The sequence below is a fragment of the Micromonospora sp. NPDC050784 genome, assembly GCF_044456765.1.
GTDB lineage: Bacteria > Actinomycetota > Actinomycetes > Mycobacteriales > Micromonosporaceae > Micromonospora > Micromonospora foliorum.
The window spans coordinates 221957-248759 of record NZ_JBITGG010000008.1 but is presented as its reverse complement, the minus strand read 5'-3'; the positions used below and the strand labels follow the sequence as shown (position 1 = coordinate 248759).

Sequence of the window (26803 nt, the reverse complement as noted above, 5' to 3'; positions counted from 1 at the left end):
GAAGGCTGCTGATGCCAGGTCAACAGCGCCGTGGCGGCGGGTCCGGTGGCAACGAGGGTGGTCGCCGCGACAACCGCCGTGAGGGCGGCCGCGGAAACGCGCCCGTCGAGAAGACCCCGCACCTTGAGCGGGTCGTCGCGATCAACCGCGTCGCCAAGGTCGTGAAGGGTGGTCGTCGCTTCAGCTTCACCGCCCTGGTGATCGTGGGCGACGGCGACGGCACGGTCGGCGTGGGCTACGGAAAGGCCAAGGAGGTGCCCGCGGCCATCGCCAAGGGTGTCGAGGAGGCCAAGAAGCACTTCTTCAAGGTTCCGCGGATCGGTCAGTCGATTCCGCACCCGGTGACGGGTGAGGACGCCGCTGGCGTGGTGCTGCTCAAGCCGGCCTCGGCCGGTACGGGTGTCATCGCCGGTGGACCGGTGCGTGCCGTGCTGGAGTGCGCTGGGATCCACGACGTGCTCTCCAAGAGCCTCGGCTCGTCGAACCCGATCAACATCGTGCACGCCACCGTGGCGGCCCTGAAGGGGCTTGAGTCCCCCGAGCAGGTCGCGGCGCGTCGTGGTCTGCCGGTGGAGGACGTCGCGCCGGCCGCCATGCTGGCGTCGCGTGCGGGGGTGGCGCACTGATGGCACGCCTGAAGGTCACCCAGCTCCGGTCCGGTATCGGGACCAAGCACAACCAGCGTGAGTCGCTGCGTTCGCTCGGTCTCAAGCGGATCAACGACGTGGTGGTCAAGGAGGACCGGCCCGAGATCCGCGGCATGATCTTCACTGTGAGCCACCTCGTGAAGGTCGAGGAGGTCGAGTAATGACGATCAAGGTGCATCACCTGCGCCCGGCGCCCGGTTCCAAGACCGCCAAGACCCGTGTGGGTCGCGGTGAGGGCTCCAAGGGCAAGACCGCTGGTCGCGGTACCAAGGGTTCCAAGGCCCGCAAGAACATCTCGGCGGCGTTCGAGGGTGGGCAGATGCCCATCCACATGCGCCTGCCGAAGATGAAGGGCTTCAAGAACAAGTTCAAGGTGGTCTTCCAGGTTGTCAACCTGGACCGACTCGCTGAGCTGTTCCCGAACGGTGGTCAGGTCGGCCCGCTGGAGCTCGTCGAGTCCGGCGCGGTCCGCAAGGGTCACCCGGTCAAGGTCCTCGGCACCGGGGACCTCGGCGGTGTGGCGCTCCAGGTGTCGGCGCACGCGTTCAGTGCGTCGGCCAAGGAGAAGATCGCTGCCGCCGGTGGCTCCGTCACCGAGCTGTAAGGCGTACGACCATGGCGCCCGTCCAGTTGAGAGCAACTGGCGGGCGCCATGGTCTGCCTGGGGCCTGAGCGCCCGGTAACATCGGAAGCGATTTATGTAGTCGGGCGCATCTGCCCGGACCGGGGTGAGGCTGTTAGAGTCCCATCCCAGCCATGGATTGCGGGCACTCGCCCGTGATCCACCCCGACCCGCCAGGGATCACCGGCGGCCCGCCTCGCGCAGGAGGAAGAAGTTGCTGTCCGCCTTTCTCAGTGCGTTCCGTACGCCTGACCTGCGCAAGAAGCTGCTGTTCACAGTAGGCATCATCGCGGTCTACCGGCTGGGTGCAACGCTCCCCAGCCCGGGCGTCTCGTACGGCAACGTGCAGAAGTGCCTCGACACCATCCAGGGTGACACCACCGGGGTGGTGAACCTGCTCAACCTCTTCTCCGGTGGAGCGCTGCTACAGCTCTCGGTCTTCGCGCTGGGCATCATGCCCTACATCACCGCGTCGATCATCCTGCAGCTGCTGACCGTCGTGATCCCCCGCCTGGAGCAGCTCCGCAAGGAGGGCCAGGCCGGTCAGGCGAAGATCACCCAGTACACGCGCTACCTGACCCTCGGTCTCGGCGTGCTGCAGGCCTCGGCGTTCGTGGCCCTGGCCCGCTCGGGCCAGCTGTTCCAGAACCGCTGCGACCAGTTCCCGATCATCCCCACCGGCACCGGCATCCCGGACTGGCTGACCCTGGCCATCCTGGTGATGACGATGACCGCCGGCACCGGCATGGTCATGTGGCTCGGTGAGCTGATCACCGACCGCGGCGTCGGCAACGGCATGTCCGTCCTGATCTTCACCTCGATCGCGGCGCGGCTGCCCAGCGAGGGCTGGCAGATCAAGACCAGCAAGGGCTGGGACATGTTCGCCCTGGTCATCGCGCTGGTCCTGGTGGTCATCACCGCGGTCACCTTCATCGAGCAGGCGCAGCGCCGGATCCCGGTGCAGTACGCCAAGCGGATGATCGGCCGGCGGATGTACGGCGGCACCTCGACCTACATCCCGCTGAAGGTCAACCAGGCGGGTGTGATCCCGGTCATCTTCGGGTCGTCGCTGCTCTACCTGCCGCAGTTGGCGCTGCAGTTCTTCGACCAGACCGACCCGGGCAAGACCCAGTCGTGGATCCAGAACAACCTGGTCAACCCGAGCAGCCCGATCTACATCTCGGTCTACTTCCTGCTGATCATCTTCTTCACGTACTTCTACGTCTCGATCACGTTCAACCCGACCGAGGTCGCGGACAACATGAAGAAGTACGGCGGGTTCGTGCCGGGTATCCGCCCGGGCAAGCCGACCGCCGACTACCTCGACTTCATCCTCAGCCGGATCACCCTGCCGGGCGCGCTCTACCTGGGCGTCATCTCGATCCTGCCGAACTTCTTCTTCATCTGGCTGGACAACCAGCAGTACCAGAACTTCCCGTTCGGCGGCACCGCTGTGCTCATCATGGTCGGCGTCGGTCTGGAGACCGTGAAGCAGATCGAGAGCCAACTCATGCAGCGGAACTACGAAGGGTTCCTGCGGTAGATGAGACTCGTTCTGGTTGGCCCGCCGGGCGCGGGCAAGGGCACACAGGCCGAGTTCATCGCCGCACACCTCTCGGTGCCGAAGATCTCGACCGGAGACATCTTCCGGTCGAACGTCACCCAGGGCACGCCCCTCGGTGTCGAGGCGAAGCGGTACATGGACGCAGGCGAGCTGGTCCCGGACGAGGTCACCATCAACATGGTCCGGGACCGGCTGGCCGAGCCCGACGCCAGCGAGGGTTTCCTGCTCGACGGCTTCCCGCGGACGACTCCGCAGGCGGCCGCTCTGGACAAGCTCCTCGCCGATCTGGGCACCGCCCTGGATCTGGTCCTGGAGCTGGTCGTCGACGACGACGAGGTGATCCGGCGGCTCTCCGGTCGGCGTACCTGCCGGGGCTGCGGCAAGATCTGGCACGTCGAGTTCGACGCCACCACCCGGCCCGGCATCTGTGACAGGTGCGGCGCCGAGTTGTTCCAGCGCGACGACGACAAGCCGGAGACGATCGCCACGCGGCTCCGTGAATACAGCGAGAAGACCGCACCCCTGGTCGACTACTACGGCGCTCAGGGCAAGCTGGTCGGGATCGACGCCACCGGGCCGGTGGAGGACGTCACCACCCGGGCCATCGACGCGTTGCGGTCGTACGGCGGCTGAGGTCCGGCCGGGCCACGGCGGATAGAGTGCGAACAGCGGGGTACGCGTTATGTGCCCCGCTGTTCGGCAACGAAAGGTAACCGCTCCATGCGTCGTCCCCAGCTGGACATCCAGCTGAAGACCCCTGACCAGATCGAGAAGATGCGGGCCGCCGGGCTGGTGGTCGCCGAGGCGCTCCGCCGGATGCGGGAGGCTGTTGCCCCCGGCGTGAGCACCGCCGATCTGGACGCCATCGCTGAGGCGACCATCCGCGAGGCGGGCGGCGTTCCGTCGTTCAAGGGCTATCACGGCTTTCCGGCGTCGATCTGCTCCTCGGTCAACGAGCAGATCGTGCACGCCATCCCGTCGCCGAAGCAGGTGCTCCAGGCCGGTGACCTGATTTCCATCGACTGCGGCGCGGTGCTGGACGGGTGGCACGGCGACTCCGCGATCACGGTCGGGGTCGGCGACGTCGACCCGGCGCTACTGAAGATGGCCGAGGTCGCCGAGGACGCGATGTGGGCCGGCATCGCCGCCGCCGCGCGTGGCGCGGCCAGCGGCAAGGGTCGCCTCACCGACATCTCGCACGCCGTGGAGACCGCTGTCCGCAAGGGCGGCCGGTACGGCATCGTCGACGGCTACGGCGGGCACGGCATCGGCACCGAGATGCACCAGGACCCGCACGTGCTCAACCACGGTCGGCCGGGCAAGGGCCCACGACTGGTCCCCGGAATGGCGCTGGCCATCGAACCGATGATCACCATGGCGTCCCCGCGTACGGCCGAGTTGGCCGACGGGTGGACGGTCGTCACCCGGGACGGCTCGGTGGCCGCGCACGTCGAGCACTCGATGGCGCTGCTGCCGGACGGCGTCTGGGTGCTCACCGCGTTCGACGGAGGCCGCGGCCGCCTGGGCGACCTGGTCACCGCCCGCCAGCCAGCAGCCACCAAAACCCCCTAACCCCACCCCCACCCCGTTGATCATGAAGTTATTGCCCTGACACGCCGGTGAGGCTGGCAATAACTTCATGATCGACCGATGTCGGGGGTCGGGCGGAGTGGCGCGACGGTGGCATGCTTGCCGGCATGGACGGGCGCGACGGGATGCGAGCCGCGGACTCGGACCGTGCGGCGGTGGCCGAGCGGTTGCGGGTCGCCCTCGACGAGGGCCGACTGGATCTGCACGAGTACGACGAGCGGTTGCAGCGGGCCTACGCGGCACGCACGTACGCCGACCTTGAGGCCCTGCTCACCGACCTGCCGCCGGTGACGCCGGCGCAGCGGTCGGGTCTGGCGCCGGCCGCCGGGCCGACGGTGAGCCTGCTGGGTGGCCAGCTCGGTCCGGCTCCCAGCGGGGGCGTCACGGCCCGTTGGTTGGCCGAGGTGTGGTTCCCGTACCTGCGGGTGATCGCCATCGTGGTGACCATCTGGGCGGTGACGTCGCTGCTCAGTCAGGACCTGCTCTACTTCTGGCCGGCCTGGGTGGCGGGGCCGTGGGGCGCGGTGCTGGTGGTGCGCACGGTCACCGGCGTGGCTGGGGGAGAGCCCCACCGTCAGGCCATCAAGCGCCAACGCCGCCGAGAGCGCAAGCAGGCAAAGCGCGCCATCGAATCAGACGACCCCCCGCCAACCCCCTGAACCCCAACCCCAGCCCTCCAACGCACCCGGCCCCACCCCGCCCGGTGATCATGAAGTTATTGCCGCCGGATCCGGCGTGTCGTGACAACAACTTCATGATCAACAGGGCTGAGGGTGGGGCCGGTTGGGGTGTTGCGCGGGTTGGTGGGTGGTCGGTTTGGCGGCGGAGTGCAGGCCGGCGTACACTTTCAGATCGGCGCACAGCGTCCACTCCGGCATGCCCACCCTGCGCTTCGGTGGGAGCTGGAGCCGCGGCTGGCGCGGGCTTCTGATTCTGGTCAGATTTCCGTGTAAGACGTTGTGGGCCGCCCGGAGCAATCGACGTCAGGACAGCGGAGGACATGCCGAAAAAAGACGGAGCCATTGAGATCGAGGGTCGGGTCATCGAGCCCCTGCCGAACGCCATGTTCCGGGTGGAGCTCGCGAACGGCCACAAGGTGTTGGCTCACATCAGCGGCAAGATGCGGCAGCACTACATCCGCATCCTTCCGGAGGACCGGGTCGTCGTCGAACTTTCGCCGTACGACCTGACCCGCGGGCGCATCGTCTACCGCTACAAGTAGTCCTGACGACGGCCGGGAAGTCCCGTGTCCGTCTTCGACGTCCGGTGTCGCGCAGAGCGCGTCCCCGGGCCAGATGGGAAGTAAGGCAACCGTGAAGGTCAAGCCGAGCGTCAAGAGGATCTGCAACAAGTGCCGGGTTATCCGCCGGCACGGCCGGGTCATGGTCATCTGCAGCGACCCGCGCCACAAGCAGCGCCAGGGCTGACTCAGCCCGTCCGGTCGGAGCACGGCCGGGTGGCGTTGGTCCAGGCAGATCCCCAGCGACACACACATCACACATGCTCGTCCCAGCCACGAGCGGTACGCCAGACGTACCTCTGCGTGGCTGACCCCCGGTCGGAGGCCGGGGCCCGCTTGGGCAGCGACCGATCCCGGTCGCCGGCGCGAACCGCGTCGGAAAGACGGGACGGCCGGTAGCGGGGTGGGACGGGTCCACACCTCCGCCACACATCACGAGGAGTACGCCCGCACATGGCACGTCTAGTCGGCGTGGATCTCCCCCGCGAGAAGCGGTTGGAGATCGCGCTCACCTACATCTTCGGGGTCGGTCGCACCCGCGCCCTGGAGACACTCGCCGCCACCGGCATCTCGCCGGACAAGCGCGCTCGGGACCTCACGGACGAGGAGCTCGTGCAGCTCCGCGACCACATCGAGGGCAACTACAAGGTTGAAGGCGACCTGCGCCGCGAGGTCGCCGCTGACATCCGCCGCAAGGTTGAGATCGGCTGCTACGCCGGCATCCGGCACCGCCGGGGCCTGCCCGTGCGTGGCCAGCGGACCAAGACCAACGCCCGGACCCGCAAGGGCCCGAAGCGGACCGTCGCCGGCAAGAAGAAGCCCGGCAAGAAGTAGTTCTTGACCGGATGACGGGGCCGGCCGCCGCCGAGGTGGATCAGGCCGCAACCCAATCCGGAAAGTCAACTAGGAGCGCACAGACTTATGCCACCGAAGGCTCGTGCCGGAGCCGCTGTAAAGAAGGTCCGGCGCAAGGAACGCAAGAACGTCGCCCACGGGCAGGCGCACATCAAGAGCACGTTCAACAACACCATCGTGTCCATCACGGACCCGACCGGTGCGGTCATCTCCTGGGCCTCCGCTGGCCAGGTCGGCTTCAAGGGCTCCCGCAAGTCGACTCCGTTCGCCGCGCAGCTGGCCGCCGAGGCTGCCGCGCGTCGCGCCATGGAGCACGGCATGCGCAAGGTCGACGTGTTCGTCAAGGGTCCCGGCTCCGGCCGGGAGACCGCCATCCGTTCGCTGCAGGCCGTGGGCCTCGAGGTCGGGCAGATCGCCGACGTCACCCCGCAGCCGCACAACGGGTGCCGTCCGCCGAAGCGTCGCCGGGTCTGAGAGGTAGAGAGAGATGGCTCGTTACACCGGTGCAGACTGCCGCCGTTGCCGGCGGGAGAAGATGAAGCTGTTCCTCAAGGGCAGCAAGTGCGATGGTCCGAAGTGCCCGTTCGAGTCCCGGCCGTTCCCGCCCGGGCAGCACGGCCGCGGCCGCACCAAGGAGACGGAGTACCTGCTCCAGCTCCGTGAGAAGCAGAAGGCCCGTCGGGTTTACGGCGTGCTGGAGAAGCAGTTCCGCGGTTACTACGAGGAAGCCGTTGGCAAGCAGGCCAAGACCGGTGAGGTCCTCCTGCAGATCCTCGAGTCGCGGCTGGACAACGTCGTTTACCGGGCCGGCTACGCCCACTCGCGGGACATGGCCCGCCAGCTGGTCAAGCACGGTCACTTCACGGTGAACGGCAAGAAGGTCGACATCCCGTCGTACCGCGTCAAGGAGCACGACATCATCGAGGTTCGGGGCAAGAGCAAGGAGCTCACCCCGTTCATCGTCGCGCAGGCTCAGGCCGGTTCGCGGACGGTTCCGGCGTGGCTTGAGGCCATCCCGAGCCAGATGAAGGTGCTCGTGCACTCCCTCCCGGCCCGGCAGGTCATCGACACGCAGGTCCAGGAGCAGTTGATCGTCGAGCTCTACTCCAAGTAGTCCGAGCTCGTTCGGTGGCCCGCCCTTCGGGGCGGGCCACCGGAACAGTTTGTGTCGTGGGCGTCAAATAGCGGGCGCCCCGGAAGAGAAGAGAAAAGATGCTCATCAGCCAGCGACCCTCCCTCTCCGAGGAGTCGATCAACGAGACCCGGTCCCGGTTCGCCATCGAGCCGCTGGAGCCGGGCTTCGGCTACACCCTGGGCAACTCGCTGCGGCGTACGCTGCTGTCGTCGATCCCGGGCGCGGCCGTCACCTCGATCAAGATCGACGGTGTGCTGCACGAGTTCACCACGATCCCCGGTGTCAAGGAGGACGTGGTCGAGCTCGTCATGAACATCAAGGAGCTGTGCGTCAGCTCCGAGCACGACGAGCCGGTCAGCATGTACCTGCGTAAGCAGGGCCCGGGCGACGTGACCGCGGGCGACATCCAGCCGCCGGCCGGCGTCTCGGTGCACAACCCGGATCTCAAGCTCGCCACCCTGAACGGCAAGGGCCGGCTCGACATGGAGCTGACCGTCGAGCGGGGCCGGGGCTACGTGACGGCGGCGCAGAACAAGCAGTCCGGCGCGGAGATCGGCCGGATCCCGGTCGACTCGATCTACTCGCCGGTGCTGAAGGTGACCTACCGCGTCGAGGCGACCCGTGTCGAGCAGCGGACCGACTTCGACCGGCTGATCATCGACGTCGAGACCAAGCCGTCGATGGGTCCGCGTACCGCGCTGGCCTCCGCCGGTTCGACGCTGGTGGAGCTGTTCGGGCTGGCCCGGGAGCTGGACGAGACCGCCGAGGGCATCGACATCGGGCCGTCCCCGCAGGACGCCCAGCTGGCGGCGGACCTTGCCCTGCCGATCGAGGAGCTGGATCTCACCGTCCGCTCCTACAACTGCCTCAAGCGCGAGGGCATCAACTCCGTTGGTGAGCTCATCGGGCGTACCGAGGCCGACCTCCTCGACATTCGCAACTTCGGTCAGAAGTCGATCGACGAGGTCAAGATGAAGCTCGCCGGGATGGGTCTCGGGCTGAAGGACTCGGCTCCGAACTTCGACCCGGCGCACGTCGTGGACACCTTCGGCGAGGCCGACTACGACACCGACGACTACCGCGAGACCGAGCAGCTCTAGTCCGCGCTGCCGCCACAACTGAGGAGCACCAAAAATGCCCACGCCCACCAAGGGCCCCCGCCTCGGCGGCAGCCCCTCGCACGAGCGGCTGATGCTCGCCAACCTGGCGACCGCGCTGTTCCAGCACGGCAAGATCCAGACCACCGAGACGAAGGCCCGGCGGCTGCGCCCGCTGGCCGAGCAGCTCATCACCAAGGCCAAGCGCGGTGACCTCGCCTCGCGGCGGCGTGTGCTGGGTGTCGTCAAGGACAAGGACGTGGTCTACGCCCTGTTCGACCAGATCGCGCCCCGGTACTCCAACCGCCCCGGCGGTTACACCCGGATCGTGAAGACCGGTCCGCGCAAGGGTGACAACGCGCCGATGGCCATCATCGAGCTGGTGGAGGAGCTTCAGGTCGCCGAGCCGAAGGTGAACAAGAAGACCGCCGCCCGCAAGGCCGCGCAGCAGGACAAGGTCGAGGCGCTCGCCCCGGCCGAGGATGCCCCGCGGTCGGAGAACGCCGACCAGGACGCCGAGGCGCCGGTCTCGGCGTCCGGCGACACCGCTGCGGCGCGCGAGGACAGCGACCTCGCCACCGAGGAGAACAAGGCCTGATCCAGGCATCGTTCGGGCCCGGCACCCCATCGGGGTGTCGGGCCCGACCCGTAACGGGAGGTACAAGGTGGACGAGCGGATCCGGCTACGGCTGGACGTCTCGTACGACGGCACCGACTTCTCCGGCTGGGCCGCCCAGCCGACCCGGCGCACCGTCGCGGGGGTGCTCGTCGAGACCCTGGACCTGGTCCTCGGCGTCGGTACGGCCACCGGGCTGACGGTGGCCGGACGGACCGACGCGGGGGTGCACGCCACGGGGCAGGTGTGCCACGTGGACCTACCGGTGGAGGTGTGGCGACAGCACGAGGGACGACTGCTGCGTCGCCTGGCCCGGCTGCTCCCCACCGACGTGCGGGTACGGGCGATGACCGAGGTGCCGGCCGACTTCGACGCCCGGTTCTCGGCCACCTTCCGGCGCTACGAGTACCGGGTCACCGACGCGCCGTTCGGCGCCGAGCCGCTGCGCCGGCACGAGGTGCTGGCCTGGCCGAAGCCGTTGGACCTGACCGCGCTGAACGCCGCCGCGGCCGGCCTGGTGGGCGAGCACGACTTCGCCGCGTACTGCCGGCGCAAGGAGCACGCGACGACGCTGCGCGAGGTGACCCGGCTGGACTGGCGCCGCGACCCGGACGGGCTCCTGGTCGCCACCGTGCAGGCCGACGCGTTCTGCCAGGCGATGGTACGCAGCCTGGTGGGGGCGATGCTGGTGGCCGGGGACGGCCGCCGCCCGGTCGAGTGGCCGGGCACCCTGCTCACTCAGCGGGAGCGGTCCAGTGAGGTGACCGTGGCCCCCGCGCGCGGGCTGACCCTGGTCGCCGTCGGCTATCCGGCCGATCCTGCCGAGTACGCCCACCGCGCCACCCTCACCCGCCGGTTGCGGGTCCCGATCGAGGGTTGACGGCCCGCAGGGTCAGTCGCCCGGCAGGCCGCCCTGGTTCGCGTTGCTGCCGGTCGGGGCCGCCGTCGGTTGTGCGGCGGTGCCACCGTCGGCGCGGCTCTGCAGCACGCCCCGGCTGAGGTGCAGCTCGATCATGTCGAACAGGATCTCGCGGACCTTGGCGTCACCCGCCTTCACCGGTGCCCCGTCCTTGCGGACCACCAGGGCGTACGCCAGGTAGTGGCCACGGACCTGCCAGCCGACGCGGGCCGGGGCGCTGGCCAGGACGTCGGTGCCGTCGCCCTCGTCACCGGTGAGGCCACGGAAACGGCCCTGCCGCTCGTCGAGCAGTTGCCGGAGCCGATCGCGGGCTCGTTCCGCGCTGACCTTGTCGGTGAGGTTGAACAGGCCGGCGGTGACCAGGTGGCCGTCGTCGGGCGTACTCAGCGTGGCCCGGACGACCTGGTTGCAGCCGAGCCGGACCAGCAGGTCGGCGACCTCGTCGGTGGCGGCGACGGCGCAACTGCCGCTGGACTGGGTCTTGAGCACCTGGTAGCTCGGTTGGCCGTCGGTGAGTTTCAGCTCCTTGCCGGGGAAGAGTTCCTTGGCGGTGAGCGGGGCCTGGTCGGTGTCGCGGGAGTCGAGGGCCAGCCGTTCCGCCGGAGCCGACGTCGGGGCAGCGTTCGGCTGGTTCGTCGGGTTGGCCTGCGGCTGCTGCTCGTTGCGGTCCGTGAGCAGCGCGGCGGCACCCAGGCCGCAGAGGGCGAGCAGCACCAGGACGGCTGCGCCGCCGATCAGTACCTGCCACAGTCGGCCGCCGCCGCGCCGCCCAGGAGGCTCCACCGGCGTCGCCGAGGTGTAGATCTGGCTGCGAGGCGGAGCGGGCGGGATGTCGGCACGAGTCGGCAGCGGCTGCGGCACGTCGGCACGAGCCGGCCCGGCCTGCCGGACATTGGCACGAGCCGGCACGGGCTGCGACGAGGGCAGCGAGAGCTGGTTCGGTCGGGGCAGCGACGGCGTGGGGAAGCGCGACGGAGAGGGCCCGGCCGGCGGGGGCGGACCGGCGCCGAGCACCGACAGGTCGGACCCGGGCTCCGGGTACTCCTCGAAAGCGTCCTCATCGGACTGGTACCGATACACCATGTCGCCCAGACTAGGAGTCATTGTCCCTTTAGGGGGTAATTTCGAGGAAATGTGCGTGCGGGCCGTGTCGGGCCCGCCCGAGACCGGTGCGAGAATTGCCGGGTGACCGGCGACCACTACTTCACCGCTCAGCCAACCAGCGACGCCCCGGCGCGCGAGGTCGAGTTCTCCGTCGCCGACCGCGACTACCGGCTCACCTCGGCCGGCGGAGTCTTCTCCGCCAGCCGGCTCGACCCGGGCACCGCGGTGCTTCTGCGTAAGGCCGAGCTGCCCGCCGCCGACACCGGTGGCGACCTGCTCGACCTCGGCTGCGGGTTCGGGCCGATCAGCTGCGTGCTGGCCGACCTCGCGCCCACCAGCACCATCTGGGCCGTCGACGTCAACGCCCGGGCCCGCGAGTTGACCGCCGCCAACGCGGCCCGGATCGGCGCTGCCGACCGGGTCCGGGTCAGCGCGCCGGACGACGTTCCGGACGATGTCCGCTTCGCCCAGCTCTGGTCGAACCCACCCATCCGGATCGGCAAGGACGGGCTGCACGACCTGCTGCTGCGCTGGCTGCCCCGACTCGCCCCGGACGGCGTCGGCTGGTTGGTCGTCGCCCGGCACCTCGGCGGTGACTCACTGCAACGCTGGCTCACCGAGCAGAGCTGGCAGGTCGAGCGGTACGCCAGCCAGAAGGGCTTCCGGGTGCTGCGCGTCACCCGGTAATTGGATGTACCCCCCGACCCTCACTGGGGCAGGATCCCGGCGTGGGATACGTGGACGTGGCAGCGGTCGGGCACATCCTGCCCGACGGTCGGGAACTCTTCGCCGACGTGTCGTTCCGGGTCGGGGAGGGCAGCAAGGTTGCCCTGGTCGGGCCGAACGGCGCGGGAAAGACGACGCTGCTGAGGATGGTCGCCGGCGACCTGCCGGTGCGCAGCGGCGTCGTCGCGCGGGCCGGCGGGCTGGGCGTGATGCGCCAGTTCATCGGCATGATCGGCGATGAGTCGACACTCGCCGACCTGGCGTTGTCGCTGGCCCCACCGTCGCTGCGCGACGCCGGTCGGCGGCTCCGCGAGACCGAGGCGGCCATGCGGGCGGCCGAGGCCCACGGCAAGTTCAGCAACGCCGCGGGCAAGGCCCAACTGGCGTACGCCGACGCGCTCGGCGCCTGGGGCGAGGCCGGCGGGTACGACGCCGAGGTGCTCTTCGACACCGTCGCGACCATCGTGCTCGGCCAGCCCTGGGACGCCGTACGGGACCGGCCGGTGCGTACCCTCTCCGGCGGCCAGCAGAAGCGCTTCGCCCTGGAGTTGCTGCTGCGCGGCCCGGACGAGGTGCTGTTGCTCGACGAACCCGACAACTTCCTCGACGTGCCCGGCAAGCGCTGGCTGGAGGCGCGACTGCGCGAGTCGACGAAGTCGGTGCTCTACGTCTCGCACGACCGCGAGCTGCTGGCCCAGAGCGCCGACCGGGTGGTTGCCGTCGAGGGTGGCAGCGCCTGGGTGCACCCGGGCGGCTTCGCCAGCTGGCACGAGGCTCGGGTGGCTCGGCACGCCCGCCTCGACGAGCTGCGCCGACGCTGGGACGAGGAGCACCAGAAGCTGCGCGAGCTGATGCTGATGTACAAGCAGAAGGCCGCGTACAACGACGGGTTGGCCTCGCGCTACCAGGCCGCGCAGACCCGGTTGCGCAAGTTCGAGGAGGCCGGGCCGCCGCCCGTACCGCCGAAGGACCAGGACATCCGGATGCGGCTCAGCGGCGGGCGGACCGGCAAACGCGCGGTCGTCTGCGAGCAGCTGGAGCTCGACGGCCTGACCTTCCCCTTCGACCTGGAGATCTGGTACGGCGACCGGGTGGCGGTGCTCGGTGCCAACGGCACCGGCAAGTCGCACTTCCTGCGGTTGCTGGCCCGGGGCGGCACCGACCCGGACCCGGCGAACGGGCCGGTCGACGGTGCGGGGGCGCTCGCTCCGGTGGCGCACGACGGCACGGCCCGCCTCGGTGCCCGGGTCCGACCCGGGCACTTCTCCCAGACCCACGACCGGCCGGAGCTGATGTCGAAGACGCTTGTCGAGATCCTCTGGCGGGGCGACGAGCATCGCACCGGGATGGACCGGCACGCGGCGATGGGGGTGCTCAGCCGCTACGAGCTGGCCGCGCAGGGCGACCAGCGCTTCGGCACGCTCTCCGGCGGACAGCAGGCCCGGTTCCTGGTGCTGCTGCTGGAGCTGTCCGGGGCGACCCTGCTGCTGCTCGACGAGCCCACCGACAACCTCGACCTGGCCAGCGCGGAAGCGCTCGAAGCGGGCCTGAACGCCTTCGAGGGAACGGTGATCGCGGTCACCCACGACCGTTGGTTCACCCGCTCCTTCGACCGGTTCGTGCTGTTCCGAGGCGACAGCGAGGTGGTGGAGACCCCGGAACCGGTCTGGGACGTCGGGTGATCCCCGCCGACCTGCCCGACCGGCTGTGCGCCGTCGAGGGGGTGGTCGCCGTGGCGCTCGGTGGCAGCCGGGCGCGCGGCGAGCACCGCCCCGACTCGGACTGGGACCTGGGTCTCTACTACCGGGGTGAGCTGGACGTGCCGGCGCTGCGTGCGGTCGCCGCGACGGTCGCCGACGACACCGACGTCGCGCTCACCGCCCCCGGTGGTTGGGGCCCCTGGGTCGACGGGGGTGGTTGGCTGCGGATCGGCGGGGTCGCCGTGGACTGGATCTACCGGGACCTCGACCGGGTGCAGCGCGTCTGGACGGACTGCCGGGCCGGCAGGTACGAGGTGGGGGTGCAGGCCGGGCACCCACTCGGGTTCTACTCGTCCGCCTACGTCGGCGAGGTAGCGCTGTGCCAGGTACTGGCGGACCCGACCGGCCAGCTGACCCGGCTGAAAGAGCAGACCCGGGACTATCCGCCCGCGCTCGCCGACGCGCTGGTGGCCGGCGGCTGGGAGGCCGGGTTTCTGCTGACTGGCGCGGCCAAGGCCGCCGTCGGCGGGGACAGCGGGTACGTCGCGGGCTGCCTGTTCCGGGCGGTCGGGGTGCTCGCCCAGGTGCTGCACGCCCGAGCCGGTCGGTGGCTGGTCAACGAGAAGGGCATGATCGCCGCAGCGGGGATGCTGCCGGGGGCACCCCCGCATTTCGCGCAGCGGGTGCAGGCACTGCTCAGCGGCGTCGGCCGCAATCCGGTCGAGCTGGCCGCGACCATCAACGCCGCCCGTGAGCTGGTCACCGAGGTGGTCGGCTGAGCCGCCCCCGAGGTGGCCCGCACCCGGCCGGCATAGGGTGGATCTCGTGACTGAGATGACCTATCGCCGGCTGGGCGACTCCGGGCTCGTGGTGTCCGTGGTCGGCATCGGCTGCAACAACTTCGGCCGCAAGCTGGACCTCGACGGCACCCGGGCGGTGGTGGACGCCGCCCTGGACGCCGGGATCACCCTCTTCGACACCGCCGACATCTACGGCGAGCCGCAGGGCAGCTCCGAGGAGCTGCTCGGGCAGGCGCTCAAGGGGCGCCGGGACGACGTGGTGGTGGCCACCAAGTTCGGCATGGACATGAACGGCCTCAACGGGCCGGACTTCGGCGCCCGGGGTGCGCGGCGCTACATCGCCCGCGCGGTGGAGGCGTCGCTGCGTCGGCTCGGCACCGACCACATCGACCTGTACCAGATGCACGAGCCCGACCCGGGCACCCCGATCGACGAGACCCTCGCCGCCCTGGACGATCTGGTCCGCGACGGCAAGGTGCGCTACCTGGGCAACTCCAACTTCGCCGGCTGGCAGATCGCCGACGCGGACTGGGTCGCCTCGTCCAACGGCCGCTCCCGCTTCATCAGCGCGCAGAACCACTACAGCCTGGTGGAGCGCTCGGTCGAGGCCGAGGTGATCCCGGCGTGTGAGCGGTTCGGCCTCGGCATGCTGCCGTTCTTCCCGCTCGCCAACGGTCTGCTCACCGGCAAGTACAAGCGCGAGGCCCAGCCGCCGGCCGGCAGCCGGCTCTCCGGTGGTGGCCGGTACGCCGAGCGGCTCGCCGCGGCCGACTGGGACACCATCGAGGCGATCGAGGCGTACGCCTCCGAGCGGGGTCTGACGATGCTCCAGGTGGCGATCGGTGGGCTGGCCGCCCAGCCGGCGGTGACCTCGGTGATCGCCGGTGCCACCACGCCCGAGCAGGTGCGCGCCAACGCCGCCGCCGGCACCTGGGAGCCCAGCGACGAGGACCTGGCGGCGCTGCGCGCCGTCCTCTGAGCCGAACGACAGCGGGCCGGGCCGCTCGTCGCGGCCCGGCCCGGTCGTTGAATGCTGTTTGGTCAGTTGGTGCGCCGGCGGCCGAACAGCATGGCCACGCCCATGGCGGCGGCCACGAGCACGAGACCGGCCGCCGCGAACGGCCACCAGCCCGCTCCGCCGCCGTCCGCCGGCTCGGTCACCGCGACCGGCTTGGGCGCCGGCGGTGACTGTGCCGCCTTCGCCTGCACCGTGGCGGTGGCCTCGCCTTGCAGCGGGGCGGGGGACCTCACCGTCACCTTCCACGTGCCGGCCGAGAGCACCGAGCCGCTGCTGTAGAAGCCGTGCCCCTCAGGCTGCGGTTCCAGTTGCATCGGCCCGATCCGCTGCCCGTCCGGGCCGGTGGCGGTGAGGACCAACCGCACCACCTGCTCCAGCCGGCGGCCATCGGTGTGGGTGGCCTGGATGGTGACGCCCTCGGCCCCGTCGCCGGCCACCGTGAGTTTGAGCTTGTCGGCCTGCGCCGCCCGGGCGGCCTGAGCGGCCTGAGCCACCTGCGCGGCCGCCGGGGCAGCGGCGGACAGGGTCAGGGCCAGTCCGGCGATCACGGCGGCCACGACCTTGCGGATACCCGTCACGGACATCTCCTCCCTACCGATGAGGGAGGCCCCTCCCCGACGCCGCAGCGCCGGGGAGGGGCCTCGTCGGATCAGAGCTGGCGACCGGGTGCCAGCCGGGTGGCATCGCCACCGAGCCGCCCGGTGCCCTTGACCGGGTCACCGTCGTTCGCCTTGACCCCGGCCTTGCTGGCCGCGCCGCCGAGCCGAACGATCATGGCGTCGGCGTCCCGGATCAGGACGTCCCGAACCTCCGCCTCAGGCACCAACGTGGCGTCGGAGGCGAGCGTCCGGAACGCGGTCAGCTGCCGGACGGCCGCCTTGTCGTCGCCGGCCGCCTCGGACGCGCGAACAGCGTCGAGCTTGTTCGACAGCTGCTTGTGCGCCTTGGTCGAGAGCCGCCCCGTCGCCTTGAACCGGTCCAGCAGACTCTGCATGTCCCGGAACGAGGTGGTGACGAAGAACCGGACCGTCGAGGTGGTCTTGTTGCCCGCCTTGTCGGTCGCGGTCACGGTCAGCTCGTGCAGGCCGAGCGACAGGTCGTACATGGCCTGCAGAGTGCCGCTCGTGTACGCCTGGCCGTCGAGTTGGCCGACCACACTCGCGATGCCCGAGGTCGGGTCGACGGCCTGCCAGGACACCCGAACGTCCTGGCTGTCACCGTAGAGCTGACCGTCGGCCAGCCCGGACACCAGCAACGTCGGCTTGGTGCCGTCGATGCGCAGCACCGCCGACTTCAGCGTCTCGACGTTGCCCGCCTTGTCCGTCGAGCGGAACAGCAGCTCGTGCTGCCCGTCGCCGGTCACCTCGACCGGAGTCGAGTACGGCGTCCACGTGCCACCGTCCAGCGACCACTCGACCGTCTTGACGCCGGATCCGGCGTCGGTCGCGGCCAGCACGACCGGGATGGTCCCGTTGTGCCAACCGGCGTCGTTCGCCGGAGCGAACGTCGCCGAGGTCACCGGCGCGGTGGCGTCGATCTTGACCGAGACGGTCTTGGTCGCCTCCACGTTGCCGGCCTTGTCCGTCGAGCGGAACCGAAGCTCGTGCTCGCCGTCCCCGCTGACCGCCACCGGAGCGGTGTACGCCGTCCAGGTGGTGGCACCGTCCAGCTGGTACTCCGTACCGGCGAGCCCACTACCGCCGGCCTCGTCGGCACCGGTGAGCGTGATCGTCGCCGGCCCGGTGTGCCACCCCTCGATCGGGGTGCCGGAAACCGCCGCGGTGGTGACCGGCGCGGTCTCGTCGGCCACCTTCGTGCTGAGCCGGAAGTAGTCGAACGAGGCGGTCTTCGACGCCGTCTGTGCGGCGCCGAGGGTGAAGAGCCCGACCTTCGGGGTGGCTCCGACCGCGCTGTTGGTCAGCGCCGTCAACGCGGTCCAGGTCGTCCCGTCGGCCGAGTACGACGCGGTGAACGTGTCGCCAGTGCGGGCCAGCCGCAGGTGCCACACCGCCGAGGTCAGGTTGCCCGCCTCGGGCTGCGGGTTCTGGACCACCCCGGCGATCTCGCTGCGGAACTCGATCCGCCGCGTCACCGCCTGGCCGGCCTGGTTGTCCGCGATGAAGTCGAACTTGACGTAGTTGTCGTCGTCGGCCTGCACGAGCAGACCGGCCTGCTGGTACTGCTCGTTCAGCAGGCTGCCGTCGACCTTCGTCTCCAGGGTCCAGTCGCCCGACGGCGCGGTCTGGAGGATGAAGTTCTTCGGCCCGGTGTTGTCGGTGCCGTAGATGTCACCGTTGGGCACGTCGATCCGCAGCGCGCCACCGGTGACCCGGTAACCGCTCGGGTCCTCCCGCGTGATGGCGTCCCACCGGCACTTGTCCAGCGTGCTGCCGGTGAACTCGTCCGACGGGTCGACCGGGCCGGCCGGAGCGTCCGGCGTGACCTGGAACGAGTCGAACGCGGCGTCGACAACCGGCGCCTCGGTGCCTCCGTTGAGCGCGAAGACCCCGATCCGCGGGTTGGTGATGCCGGCGAGCGCGGCCGAACGGCCGACCGGGGTGAAGGTCTGCCCGTCGCCCGAGGCGGACGCGGTCAGGTTCGTCCCGTCGCTGGTGATCCGCAGGTACACGGTGTCACCCGCCGGTGCGTTGGTGGCGTCGGCTGCCTCGTTGCGAGGCGTGGCCGCCGTCTCCCGGATGAACTCCACCCGCCGGCTGCCGTTGTACAGCAGGTCCAGCTTGGCGTAGTTGTCGTCGTCGCCGTACACCAGAACGCCGGCCTGCTGGTAGTTGGCCGTCACCGGCAGGGTGACCTTGGTGGTCATCTCCCACGCGCCGGTCGGAGCCGCCTGGAGCACCAGGTTGGTGGCGTCGTTGCGAGCGCCGTAGAGGTCACCCACGCCGGTGGGCAGCCGCAGTGCGCCGCCACTGAGCGAGTAGAGCTGGTTCTCCCGGATCACGCTGGTCCAGCGGTCCTTGTCGAGGCTGTTGCCGTTGAAGTCGTCCGAACGCGCCCCGAAGCAGGACGTGTCGGGAGCGTCGACCCGCACCGGCACGGTGGCGTACGACTTGGCGCCCTTGCTGTCGGTCACCGTGAGGGTGGCCGTGAAGGTGCCCGGGCTGGTGTAGGTGTGGCTGGCGTCCAGAGTGGTCGCCGTGCCTCCGTCACCGAAGTCCCAGGCGTACGTCAGCGGGGTGTCGCCCTCGGCGTCGGTGGCCGTGCCGTCGAAGGCGACGGTGACCGGTGCGGTGCCGGTGGCCGGGGTGGCCGTGGCGCTGACCACCGGCGGCCCGTTCTCGGTGACACCGCGGCCGACGAAGTCCATCCAGTTGACGTTGAACAGCGAACCAGTTCCGCCGTTCGGGTCGCGGGCCAGGAAGTACAGCGAGCCGCTCGCGGCGCCGGTGACCGGTGCGCTCACGTCCGTGTACGTCTGCCACGCGCCGGTGGACGGTACGACGGCCGTGGCGACCACCGGTCCGTCAACCGCACCCGCGCGAACCTCGATCCGACCGCCAGCGGCGGCGGAGGCGGCCCGGAACCGGATCTCGGTGATGTTGGTCAGGTCCGCCGGGGCGAGCGACCACCAGTCGCCGTCCTCGATGAACGCGACGCTCTGGCCGCCACCGGCGGTGTCGGCGCCGGCCTCCCGCTGCACGCCGGCGTCTCCGCCGCCGGTGCTCACCAGTGCGCGCCCGGTGGCGGTGAAGAACTCGGCCTGCTTGCGCTTGGGCTGGAGCACCTCGATCGCGCGCCCGGTGAGCGGGCTGGCCCCGCCGGTCCCGCCACCGTCGGTGTAGGTGGCCTCGAAGACCGCGAAGACGTTCGCCTCGGCGCCGTGCCCGGAGGCGAGCGACGTCTGCACGGTGCCGGTGCAGCCGGTGTGCTGCTCCAGCGGGTGGGCGTGCTCGTCGTGGCCGAGCAGCACCTGGAGGTTCACCTTGGCGCAGTCGATCTGCCCGTCCTCCGGGTCGGTCACCTTGATCGAGTAGCGGACCTGGTCGCCCCACTCGAAGAACCCACCGTCCGGCGGGAACTCGATGGTCACCGTCGGCGCGGTGTTGCCCACCGTGACCGGTACGTTGGCCACCGCGGTACGACCCTTGGGGTTGGTGACGGTGAGCTGGGCGGTGTAGTTGCCCGCCGTGGCGTACGTGTGGGTCGGGTTGGCCTCGGTGGAGGTCTGCCCGTCGCCGAAGGCCCAGGCGTAGGTGAGCGTGCCACCGTCCGGGTCCCGGGAGCCGGCGCTGGAGAACTCGACGGTCAACGGCGCGGCGCCCGACGTCGGGGTCGCGGACGCCGCCGCGATCGGTGCCCGGTCACCGGCGGTGTAGTCGATCCGGTAGACGCCGGAGTTGTCGTTGTTGCCGCCGAAGCCGCTGCCCCACTCGATCAGGTACAGCGCGCCGTCCGGGCCGAACTCGAAGTCCATCGGCCGGACCATGCTCATGCCGGTGAGCAGCTGGTTGATGTCCACCAACGACTTGCCGTCGGGGGTCACCTGCATGGTGTACATCTTGTTCTGGTTCCACTCGCCGAGCAGAGCCTTGCCGTCGTAGTACGCCGGCCACTTGCGGTTTGAGTTGAGGTCGGCGTCGTACCGGTAGACCGGACCGCCCATCGGAGCGCCGCCGCCACCGATCTCCGGGTAACGCGCGTCACCGGCGTACCCGTAGTCGACGGTCGCCGGGACCACCGGCGGGAGGTTGGTCAGGCCGGTGTTGTTGGGCGAGTTGTTCACCGGCGCGGCGCAGTCGAACTTCGCGCCGCTCGGGCCGGACGGGAACGTGTAGTCGTTGTACGCCTCGTTCGTGCCCGTGCAGTACGGCCACCCGTAGTTACCGGGGGTCACGATGTTCCACTCGACCAGGCCGCGCGGGCCGCGGGTCGGGTTGTCCGCGTTCGCGTCCGGCCCGTAGTCCGCGACGTACAGCGTGTTGGTCTTCGGGTCGGTGCCGATCCGGAACGGGTTGCGGAAGCCCATCGCGTAGATCTCGGGACGGGTCTTCTCGGTGCCCGGCGCGAAGAGGTTGCCGGCCGGAACGGTGTACGTCCCGTCGTCCTCCGGGTGGATCCGGATCACCTTGCCGCGCAGGTCGTTCGTGTTGCCGGAGGTGCGCTGCGCGTCGTAGTCCTGGCGTCCCGCCCGCTCGTCGATCGGCGTGTACGAGTTGGACTCGAACGGGTTGGTGTTGTCACCGGTGGCCAGGTAGAGGTTGCCGTCGCCGTCGAAGGTCATGCTGCCGCCGGCGTGGCAGCAGGTGTTGCGCTGGGTGTCGACCCGCAGCACCTGCTTCTCGCTGGCCGGGTCGATGGTGTCACCGCTCACGGTGAACCGGGACAGCAGGTTGCGCGTGACGCCGTCGTTCGGGGCGTAGTACAGGTACACCCACTTGTTGGTGGCGAAGTCCGGGTCGAGCCGGATGCCGATGAGACCGTCCTCGTTACCGGTGAAGACGTCCAGGTCGACAGCGGTGACGGTGTTGCCGGTGTCCGGCTTCACGATCTGCACGCGACCGTCGCGCTCGATGTAGAAGACCCGCCCGTCCGGGGCGATGTCCAACTCCATCGGGTTGCTGGTGTTGCTGTCCAGCGAGACCTTCTCGAAGTTCGAGGTCTTCGAGGCGCCGCAGTCGGCGTTCTCGACACCGGCCGCGGTGCGGATGCCGCCGAGCAGGTGGGAGAGGAACTCGGGCTCCGCGTACGACTCCCGGGTGTGCCCGCCTCCGGTGTACCAGGAGCGGCCACCGTCGTAGTCCTGACACCAGGCGATCGGGTGGTCCGCACCCATCGCGCCGGCACCGGCGGTGTAGCTCTTCTCGTCCAGGCTGGCCAGCACGTGCACGTCCGGCCGGGGGTTGGTCTGGTAGTTGTACCACTCGTCGAACCGGGACCAGCGGTCCGGCAACCCGGCCGTGGACGGGTGGGCGTGGTCCTCCACCTTGACCGTGGCCTGCTGGTTCTGCGGGTGGTTGGCGAAGTACGCGCCGACCAGGTCGCCGTACCAGGCCCAGCTGTACTCGGTGTCCGACGCGGCGTGGATGCCGACGTAACCGCCGCCGGCCTTCACGTAGCGCTCGAACGCCGCCTGCTGGTCGGCGTTGAGCACGTCACCGGTGGTGGAGAGCCAGATCACCGCCTTGTACTTCGCCAGGTTGGCGTCGTTGAATGCGGCGCCGTCCTCGGAGTTGTCCACGGTGAATCCGTTGGCAGCACCGAGCTGTTGGATGGCGGCGATACCGGTGGGGATGGAGTCGTGCCGGAAGCCGGCGGTCTTGGAGAAGATCAGGACGGAGAAGGGATCGGCCGCGGCCTTTGGCGCCTTCGGCACCACCTGGCTGACCGGGGCTGCGGCTTGCGCATCCCGTGGGGGAACCTGGGCGGCCGCCTGGGCGGGCGCGCCGAACAGGGTGGTCGAGGCCATGGCCAGGGAGATCAGGGTTGCGGTGATGGGTACGCGGGCACGACGAGAACGGGACACGCCGCCTCCTGTGTCGTAGTGACAGAGCTCGCGGGAGTCGGCTCGCCGAAGGCCGTCCCTGATGGAGCCGGTGGTCACACCGTGCGACGGTGCCTCCACCGACATTTTGTCGAATCGCTGAACAAATTAATTCGGCTGCCTCGATGTCGGGCAAGATGCAGACGGGTAACGGTTCTGCAACGGGGGGCGACATTCCGAACAGGACCGTATGAAGTGCCCCATGGATCTTGGTCGTTCTGGTGCGGTCCGGCCCACCGGCCGCCGTCGACCCCGCGCCTTGGCAGGCCGGCGGATCTGTCGTACGGTGACACGCAAGTAACCCACGGGAGCCCGGTGTACCGGGCTGAGAGGGGGGCTGACAGCCCCCGACCGTCGAACCTGATCCGGGTAATGCCGGCGCAGGGAGGAGCGTTGCCGTGCCGTCCCTGGGGCGATTGCATCTCATCACCGACACCCGACCCGGTCGCGACCCACTCGCCGTGGTTCGCGCCGCCCTCAGCGTGGCCCACGCCGATCTGGTGGTGCAGGTCCGGGTCGAGGATTCCGCCACCGACCGCGAGGCGTACGACCTGACCCGGCGGGTGCTTGCGCTCTGCGCGCCGTACCGAGCGACCTGCCTGGTCAACGACCGGTTGCACGTGGCGCTGGCGGCGGGCGTCGCCGGTGGGCACGTCGGCGCCGACGACCTGCCGGTCGACGCCGCCCGCCGGGTGCTCGGCCCCACCGGTGTGCTGGGCGCCACCGCCCGCGCACCGGGCCCCGCCCGCGAGGCCGTCGGGGCGGGCGCCAGCTACCTCGGCGTCGGGCCGTGCCACACCACCAGCACCAAGACCGACCTGCCGGACCCCATCGGGCCCGCCGGGGTACGCGCCGTCGTCGACGCCGTCGACGTCCCGGTCATCGCGATCGGCGGAGTGACCGCAGCCCGGGTGCCCGCGCTGCGGGCCGCCGGGGCGTACGGGGTGGCGGTGGTCGGTGCCGTCTCCGCCGCCGCCGACCCGGCACGGGCTACCGCCGAGCTGATCGAGGCCCTGACGTGCTGACCGGCCGGTCCCCGTCACCGCCGTCGCGCGACCGGGTCCGGCCGGACGTGGCAGTGGTGGGGGCGGGGCCGATCGGGCTGGCGATCGCCTGGCGTTGCGCCACGCGCGGGCTGCGAGTGGTGGTGCACGATCCGGCGCCCGGCTCGGGGGCGTCGGCGGTGGCCGCCGGCATGCTCTCCCCGGTCGCCGAGGCGTACTTCGGTGAGCGGGAGCTGACCGGGTTGCTGCTGGCGTCCGCGGCCCGCTGGCCGGCGTTCGCCGCCGAGTTGACCGAGACGACCGGAGTCGAGATCGGCTACCGGACCGAGGGCACCCTGATGGTCGGGCTCACCGGCGACGACCTGGCCGAGGCGCGCCGGCTGTGGGCGTACCAGCAGGGGTTGGGCCTGCCCGTGACGCCGCTGCGCCCCAGTGAGCTGCGCGACCGCGAACCGGCGCTCGCCCCACGGGTGCGCGGCGGCGCGCTCGCGCCCACCGACCACCAGGTCGATCCCCGGCTGCTGGTGCCGGCGCTGCGCGCGGCCGCGCAGCGGGCCGGCGCGGTGCTCGTGCCGCAGCCGGTCCGGCACCTGTCCGATGTGGACGCCGGGGTCACCGTGGTCGCCGCCGGCTGCGGGGCCGCGGCGCTCACCGGCCTGCCCGTGCGGCCGGTGAAGGGCCAGATCCTCCGGCTCCGTGCGCCCGACGGCTTCGCGCCGGGCTTCCGGCACGTGATCCGGGGGTACGCCGACGGCGAGCACGTCTATCTGGTGCCCCGCGCCGACGGCGAGGTCGTGCTCGGCGCGACGGTCGAGGAGCGCTCGGACACCACGGTCACCGCCGGCGCCGTGCAACGGCTGCTGCGCGCCGGGGTCGACCTGCTGCCCGAACTGGCCGAGTACGACCTGGTGGAGGCGGTCGCCGGGCTGCGCCCGGGCACCCCGGACAACGCGCCGATCCTCGGGCCGCTGCCCGACCGACCGGACGTCCTGGCCGCCACCGGGCACCACCGGCACGGCATCGTGCTCACCCCGATCACCGCCGACCTGATCGCCGATCTGCTGCTCGGCGGCGTACCCGACCCGCTGCTCGCGCCCTTTTGCGCCGACCGCTTCGGCGGAGCCGCGGTTGCCGCGTCGGGCGGACCTGAACCGACGAAGGAGGGGGACCGGTGGAGTTGACGGTGAACGGGTCCGGGCGCAGCGTCGCCGCTGGCGCGTCCGTGGCGGACCTGGTCCGCGACCTCGTGCCGCACCCACGTGGGGTGGCGGTCGCGGTCAACGGCGAGGTGGTGCCCCGGACCGGCTGGCCGGCCCGGGCGCTGCGTGACGGTGACCGGGTCGAGGTGCTCACCGCGGCGCAGGGCGGGTGAGCGGCGTGCCATTCGAGCTGGGTGGGGAGACCTTCACCTCGCGGCTGATCCTCGGCACCGGCGGTGCCGCGAACCTGCACGTGTTGGAGCAGGCGATCCGGGCGTCCGGGACCGAGCTGGTCACCCTGGCGCTGCGCCGGGTGGGCACGGCGCCGGGCTCCACCGGTGGGCTCCTGGAGCTGCTGGACCGGTGCGGCGTACGCCTGCTGCCGAACACCGCCGGCTGCCACACCGCGACAGAGGCGGTGAAGGTGGCCCGGCTGGCCCGGGACGCGTTCGACACCGACTGGGTCAAGCTGGAGGTGATCGGCGACGAGCGGACACTCCTGCCCGACGGGGTGGAGTTGCTCCGCGCCGCCGAGGAGTTGGTCTCCGACGGTTTCACCGTGCTGCCGTACACCAGCGACGACCCGGTGCTCGCCCGTCGCCTCGCCGACGTGGGCTGTGCCGCGGTGATGCCGGCCGGCTCGCCGATCGGTTCGGGGCTCGGCATCGGCAACCCGCACCACATTCGACTCATCCGGCAGGGTGTGGACGTGCCGGTGATCCTCGACGCCGGCATCGGCACCGCGTCCGACGCGGCGCTGGCCATGGAGTTGGGCTGTGACGGGGTGCTGCTGGCGAGCGCGGTCACCCGGGCGGCCGACCCGGTGGCGATGGCCACCGCGATGCGGTACGCGGTCGAGGCCGGCCGGCTGGCCGCAGGCGCGGGTCGGATCGAGCGGCGCTTCCACGCGCTCGCCTCCACCCCCGACGAGGGAAGACCCGACCTGTGACCCCGCCGTCCGGGGTTGTCGTGTTGACCGACCGGCTCGTCGCGCGGGGCGGGCTCGACCGGGTCGTGGCCGGAGCCGTGGCCGGGGGAGTGCGCTGGGTGGTGCTGCGGGAGAAGGACCTGCCCCGCGCCGAACGCGCAGCCCTCGCCGCCGAGCTGCGCGCGATCCTCGCCGACGTCGGCGGAACCCTCATCGTGGCCGGCCCCGACCCGCTCGGCGGCGACGCCGTGCACCTGCCCGCCGCCGGCCCGTACCCGCCACCAACCCACCGCCTGGTCGGCCGCTCCTGCCACGACGAGGCCGAGCTGCACCGCCTGACCACCGAGCACTACGCCACCATCTCCCCGGTCTGGCCCACCAAAACAAAACCGGGCTACGGCCCACCGCTGGACATTGCGGGGCTGGGCAGCCTGGTCCGCGCCAGCCCGGTGCCCCTGCTGGCCCTCGGCGGAGTCGAGACACCAGAACAGGTGACCGCCTGCGTCAGGGCGGGAGCCGTCGGGGTGGCGGTGCTGGGCGCACTCATGCGAGCAGAAGATCCCACCGAAACAGCGGCGAGTCTGACCAGCGCTTATGTCGAGGCGATCAACCCTGTGCTCACCCAAACCCGGCGCGGGGTCACCCAGGTCTCCACGTCAGGGCTGCGGCCGACCGTGCCCACGCAGGGATCAAGCCTGACCGCCCGGAGTGGGCACGGTCTGCCGCAGCCCCAAACCGCAACCAGGGAAAAACAATGACCCCGAGCACCATCCTCACCATCGCCGGCTCAGACTCCGGCGGCGGCGCAGGTATCCAGGCCGACCTCAAGGTCTTCGCCGCGCTGGGCGCGTACGGCACCAGCGTCCTCACGGCGGTCACCGCGCAGAACACCCGGGGTGTCGACGCGGTGCTGCCGCTGCCCCCGCGCACGGTCACCGAGCAGTTGGACAGCGTGCTCACCGATTTCGCCGTCTGCGCGGTGAAGACGGGGATGCTCGGCACCCCGGCGATCGCGGACGTGGTTGCCGAGGCGGCCCGGGACGGCCGGCTGCCTCAGCTCGTCGTCGACCCGGTGCTGGTCGCCACGAGTGGTCACCGGCTCGGCGTGGTGGGCGCGGTGGAGCGGCTACTGCCGTACGCCAGGGTGGCGACCCCGAACTGCGCGGAGGCCGCGGCGATCACCGGACGCCCGGTGGACGACGTGGCCGCGATGGTCGTGGCCGCCGAGGCCCTGGTGGCCGGCGGCCCGGAGTACGTGGTGGTCACGGGCGGCGACCTGGACGGGGGCGAGGCGGTCGACGTGCTGCACGGCGACGGCGTCACCACCCTGTTGCGCGCACCCCGGGTGACCACCCGGCACACCCACGGCACCGGGTGCTCGTTCTCGGCGGCGATCGCGGTGCGGCTCGGTCTGGGCGATCCGGTGCCGGCCGCCGTGGGGGCCGCCAAGGAGTACGTGCTCCGTGCGCTGACTGGCGCGCGGGGCTGGGAGCTGGGAGCGGGGCGCGGGCCGCTGAACCACTTCGGCTGGTCCGCTTGA

28 protein-coding genes and 1 riboswitch are annotated in these 26803 nt (G+C 70.7%); of the genes, 25 read left to right on the top strand and 3 right to left on the bottom strand.

Annotation, left to right across the window (positions count from 1 at the left end; all coding sequences use genetic code 11):
* Positions 1–11 precede the first annotated feature (11 nt).
* The 15 genes from rpsE (at position 12) to truA (ending at position 10246) form a co-directional block, all read left to right on the top strand.
* Positions 12–626 carry a 30S ribosomal protein S5 gene (gene rpsE / locus ACIBD9_RS14170; protein WP_074314587.1) on the top strand — a complete coding sequence of 205 codons (615 nt, stop codon included), beginning with the start codon at positions 12–14 and terminating at the stop codon, positions 624–626.
* Positions 626–808, top strand: a complete 183-nt coding sequence (gene rpmD, locus ACIBD9_RS14165) for a 50S ribosomal protein L30 (RefSeq protein WP_007465262.1) — start codon at positions 626–628, stop codon at positions 806–808. Before rpsE ends, rpmD begins: the two co-directional genes overlap by 1 nt.
* Positions 808–1251, top strand: coding sequence for a 50S ribosomal protein L15 (gene rplO, locus ACIBD9_RS14160; protein WP_030329906.1), 444 nt, complete (start codon positions 808–810; stop codon positions 1249–1251). Before rpmD ends, rplO begins: the two co-directional genes overlap by 1 nt.
* 232 nt (positions 1252–1483) lie before the next feature.
* The gene (gene secY / locus ACIBD9_RS14155) at positions 1484–2812 is read left to right on the top strand and encodes a preprotein translocase subunit SecY (RefSeq protein WP_112584818.1); all 1329 of its coding nucleotides are present in this window, start codon (positions 1484–1486) and stop codon (positions 2810–2812) included.
* Complete coding sequence (locus ACIBD9_RS14150; protein ID WP_088950228.1) at positions 2813–3466, top strand: adenylate kinase; 654 nt, start codon at positions 2813–2815, stop codon at positions 3464–3466. It abuts the gene before it with no gap.
* A gap of 87 nt (positions 3467–3553) precedes the next feature.
* Positions 3554–4405, top strand: a complete 852-nt coding sequence (gene map, locus ACIBD9_RS14145; protein WP_396717543.1) for a type I methionyl aminopeptidase — start codon at positions 3554–3556, stop codon at positions 4403–4405.
* A 143-nt stretch (positions 4406–4548) separates the two neighbouring features.
* A complete protein-coding gene (locus ACIBD9_RS14140; RefSeq protein ID WP_396717560.1) occupies positions 4549–5082 on the top strand; it encodes a DUF1707 domain-containing protein in 534 nt (177 codons plus the stop codon).
* A 341-nt stretch (positions 5083–5423) separates the two neighbouring features.
* A complete protein-coding gene (gene infA, locus ACIBD9_RS14135) occupies positions 5424–5645 on the top strand; it encodes a translation initiation factor IF-1 (protein WP_007073013.1) in 222 nt (73 codons plus the stop codon).
* A gap of 91 nt (positions 5646–5736) precedes the next feature.
* Complete coding sequence (gene rpmJ / locus ACIBD9_RS14130; RefSeq protein WP_043965539.1) at positions 5737–5850, top strand: 50S ribosomal protein L36; 114 nt, start codon at positions 5737–5739, stop codon at positions 5848–5850.
* A 266-nt stretch (positions 5851–6116) separates the two neighbouring features.
* Positions 6117–6497 carry a 30S ribosomal protein S13 gene (gene rpsM / locus ACIBD9_RS14125; RefSeq protein ID WP_030329917.1) on the top strand — a complete coding sequence of 127 codons (381 nt, stop codon included), beginning with the start codon at positions 6117–6119 and terminating at the stop codon, positions 6495–6497.
* Between the two features lie 87 nt (positions 6498–6584).
* Positions 6585–6992: a 30S ribosomal protein S11 gene (rpsK, locus tag ACIBD9_RS14120; protein ID WP_030329919.1), complete on the top strand. Its 408-nt coding sequence runs from the start codon at positions 6585–6587 to the stop codon at positions 6990–6992.
* Between the two features lie 13 nt (positions 6993–7005).
* Entirely contained in the window at positions 7006–7632 is a 627-nt protein-coding gene (rpsD, locus tag ACIBD9_RS14115) for a 30S ribosomal protein S4 (protein ID WP_238679500.1), read from the top strand.
* Between the two features lie 98 nt (positions 7633–7730).
* Positions 7731–8753 (top strand): DNA-directed RNA polymerase subunit alpha, encoded by a 1023-nt coding sequence (locus ACIBD9_RS14110; RefSeq protein ID WP_007465227.1) that lies wholly within the window; start codon positions 7731–7733, stop codon positions 8751–8753.
* A gap of 34 nt (positions 8754–8787) precedes the next feature.
* Positions 8788–9348 (top strand): 50S ribosomal protein L17, encoded by a 561-nt coding sequence (rplQ, locus tag ACIBD9_RS14105; RefSeq protein WP_396717539.1) that lies wholly within the window; start codon positions 8788–8790, stop codon positions 9346–9348.
* Between the two features lie 67 nt (positions 9349–9415).
* Complete coding sequence (gene truA / locus ACIBD9_RS14100; protein ID WP_396717538.1) at positions 9416–10246, top strand: tRNA pseudouridine(38-40) synthase TruA; 831 nt, start codon at positions 9416–9418, stop codon at positions 10244–10246.
* A gap of 12 nt (positions 10247–10258) precedes the next feature.
* Here the strand turns inward: truA and ACIBD9_RS14095 are convergent, their stop codons facing one another.
* Positions 10259–11368, bottom strand: coding sequence for a hypothetical protein (locus ACIBD9_RS14095; RefSeq protein ID WP_396717536.1), 1110 nt, complete (start codon positions 11366–11368; stop codon positions 10259–10261).
* Positions 11369–11470: 102 nt separating this feature from the next.
* Between ACIBD9_RS14095 and ACIBD9_RS14090 the strand changes: the two genes are divergently transcribed.
* The 4 genes from ACIBD9_RS14090 to ACIBD9_RS14075 are packed head-to-tail and all read left to right on the top strand — an operon-like array spanning position 11471 to position 15594.
* Entirely contained in the window at positions 11471–12076 is a 606-nt protein-coding gene (locus tag ACIBD9_RS14090; protein ID WP_396717534.1) for a class I SAM-dependent methyltransferase, read from the top strand.
* A gap of 41 nt (positions 12077–12117) precedes the next feature.
* Positions 12118–13797, top strand: a complete 1680-nt coding sequence (locus ACIBD9_RS14085) for an ABC-F family ATP-binding cassette domain-containing protein (RefSeq protein ID WP_396717533.1) — start codon at positions 12118–12120, stop codon at positions 13795–13797.
* Positions 13794–14594 carry a nucleotidyltransferase domain-containing protein gene (locus ACIBD9_RS14080; protein WP_396717531.1) on the top strand — a complete coding sequence of 267 codons (801 nt, stop codon included), beginning with the start codon at positions 13794–13796 and terminating at the stop codon, positions 14592–14594. Before ACIBD9_RS14085 ends, ACIBD9_RS14080 begins: the two co-directional genes overlap by 4 nt.
* 37 nt (positions 14595–14631) lie before the next feature.
* The gene (locus ACIBD9_RS14075) at positions 14632–15594 is read left to right on the top strand and encodes an aldo/keto reductase (RefSeq protein ID WP_396717528.1); all 963 of its coding nucleotides are present in this window, start codon (positions 14632–14634) and stop codon (positions 15592–15594) included.
* Positions 15595–15656: 62 nt separating this feature from the next.
* Here ACIBD9_RS14075 and ACIBD9_RS14070 read toward each other — a convergent pair whose 3' ends face one another.
* Positions 15657–16211, bottom strand: a complete 555-nt coding sequence (locus tag ACIBD9_RS14070; RefSeq protein ID WP_396717525.1) for a hypothetical protein — start codon at positions 16209–16211, stop codon at positions 15657–15659.
* 71 nt (positions 16212–16282) lie between these two features.
* On the bottom strand, positions 16283–22114 hold the full coding sequence (locus ACIBD9_RS14065; RefSeq protein WP_396717522.1) for a ThuA domain-containing protein: 5832 nt from the start codon (positions 22112–22114) through the stop codon (positions 16283–16285).
* Between the two features lie 312 nt (positions 22115–22426).
* Positions 22427–22536, top strand: a riboswitch (TPP riboswitch).
* Here ACIBD9_RS14065 and ACIBD9_RS14060 point away from each other — a divergent pair.
* From ACIBD9_RS14060 to thiD, 6 genes are all read left to right on the top strand, one after another.
* Entirely contained in the window at positions 22531–23157 is a 627-nt protein-coding gene (locus ACIBD9_RS14060) for a thiamine phosphate synthase (protein ID WP_396717519.1), read from the top strand. Its footprint overlaps the riboswitch before it by 6 nt.
* Complete coding sequence (gene thiO, locus ACIBD9_RS14055; protein WP_396717558.1) at positions 23154–24317, top strand: glycine oxidase ThiO; 1164 nt, start codon at positions 23154–23156, stop codon at positions 24315–24317. Before ACIBD9_RS14060 ends, thiO begins: the two co-directional genes overlap by 4 nt.
* Positions 24308–24508, top strand: a complete 201-nt coding sequence (gene thiS / locus ACIBD9_RS14050) for a sulfur carrier protein ThiS (RefSeq protein WP_387169454.1) — start codon at positions 24308–24310, stop codon at positions 24506–24508. The genes thiO and thiS overlap by 10 nt, the downstream gene beginning before the upstream one ends.
* Entirely contained in the window at positions 24505–25284 is a 780-nt protein-coding gene (locus tag ACIBD9_RS14045; protein WP_396717516.1) for a thiazole synthase, read from the top strand. The genes thiS and ACIBD9_RS14045 overlap by 4 nt, the downstream gene beginning before the upstream one ends.
* A complete protein-coding gene (locus ACIBD9_RS14040; protein WP_396717514.1) occupies positions 25281–26021 on the top strand; it encodes a thiamine phosphate synthase in 741 nt (246 codons plus the stop codon). The genes ACIBD9_RS14045 and ACIBD9_RS14040 overlap by 4 nt, the downstream gene beginning before the upstream one ends.
* Entirely contained in the window at positions 26018–26803 is a 786-nt protein-coding gene (thiD, locus tag ACIBD9_RS14035) for a bifunctional hydroxymethylpyrimidine kinase/phosphomethylpyrimidine kinase (RefSeq protein WP_396717512.1), read from the top strand. The genes ACIBD9_RS14040 and thiD overlap by 4 nt, the downstream gene beginning before the upstream one ends.

Bases quoted from the DNA above. Each gene is read 5' to 3' on its own strand.
- rpsE (WP_074314587.1), top strand. From the start codon at position 12: ATGCCAGGTCAACAGCGCCGTGGCGGCGGGTCCGGTGGCAACGAGGGT.
- rpmD (WP_007465262.1), top strand. From the start codon at position 626: ATGGCACGCCTGAAGGTCACCCAGCTCCGGTCCGGTATCGGGACCAAG.
- rplO (WP_030329906.1), top strand. From the start codon at position 808: ATGACGATCAAGGTGCATCACCTGCGCCCGGCGCCCGGTTCCAAGACC.
- ACIBD9_RS14150 (WP_088950228.1), top strand. From the start codon at position 2,813: ATGAGACTCGTTCTGGTTGGCCCGCCGGGCGCGGGCAAGGGCACACAG.
- map (WP_396717543.1), top strand. From the start codon at position 3,554: ATGCGTCGTCCCCAGCTGGACATCCAGCTGAAGACCCCTGACCAGATC.
- ACIBD9_RS14140 (WP_396717560.1), top strand. From the start codon at position 4,549: ATGCGAGCCGCGGACTCGGACCGTGCGGCGGTGGCCGAGCGGTTGCGG.
- infA (WP_007073013.1), top strand. From the start codon at position 5,424: ATGCCGAAAAAAGACGGAGCCATTGAGATCGAGGGTCGGGTCATCGAG.
- rpsM (WP_030329917.1), top strand. From the start codon at position 6,117: ATGGCACGTCTAGTCGGCGTGGATCTCCCCCGCGAGAAGCGGTTGGAG.
- rpsK (WP_030329919.1), top strand. From the start codon at position 6,585: ATGCCACCGAAGGCTCGTGCCGGAGCCGCTGTAAAGAAGGTCCGGCGC.
- rpsD (WP_238679500.1), top strand. From the start codon at position 7,006: ATGGCTCGTTACACCGGTGCAGACTGCCGCCGTTGCCGGCGGGAGAAG.
- ACIBD9_RS14110 (WP_007465227.1), top strand. From the start codon at position 7,731: ATGCTCATCAGCCAGCGACCCTCCCTCTCCGAGGAGTCGATCAACGAG.
- rplQ (WP_396717539.1), top strand. From the start codon at position 8,788: ATGCCCACGCCCACCAAGGGCCCCCGCCTCGGCGGCAGCCCCTCGCAC.
- ACIBD9_RS14095 (WP_396717536.1), bottom strand. From the start codon at position 11,368: ATGGTGTATCGGTACCAGTCCGATGAGGACGCTTTCGAGGAGTACCCG.
- thiD (WP_396717512.1), top strand. From the start codon at position 26,018: ATGACCCCGAGCACCATCCTCACCATCGCCGGCTCAGACTCCGGCGGC.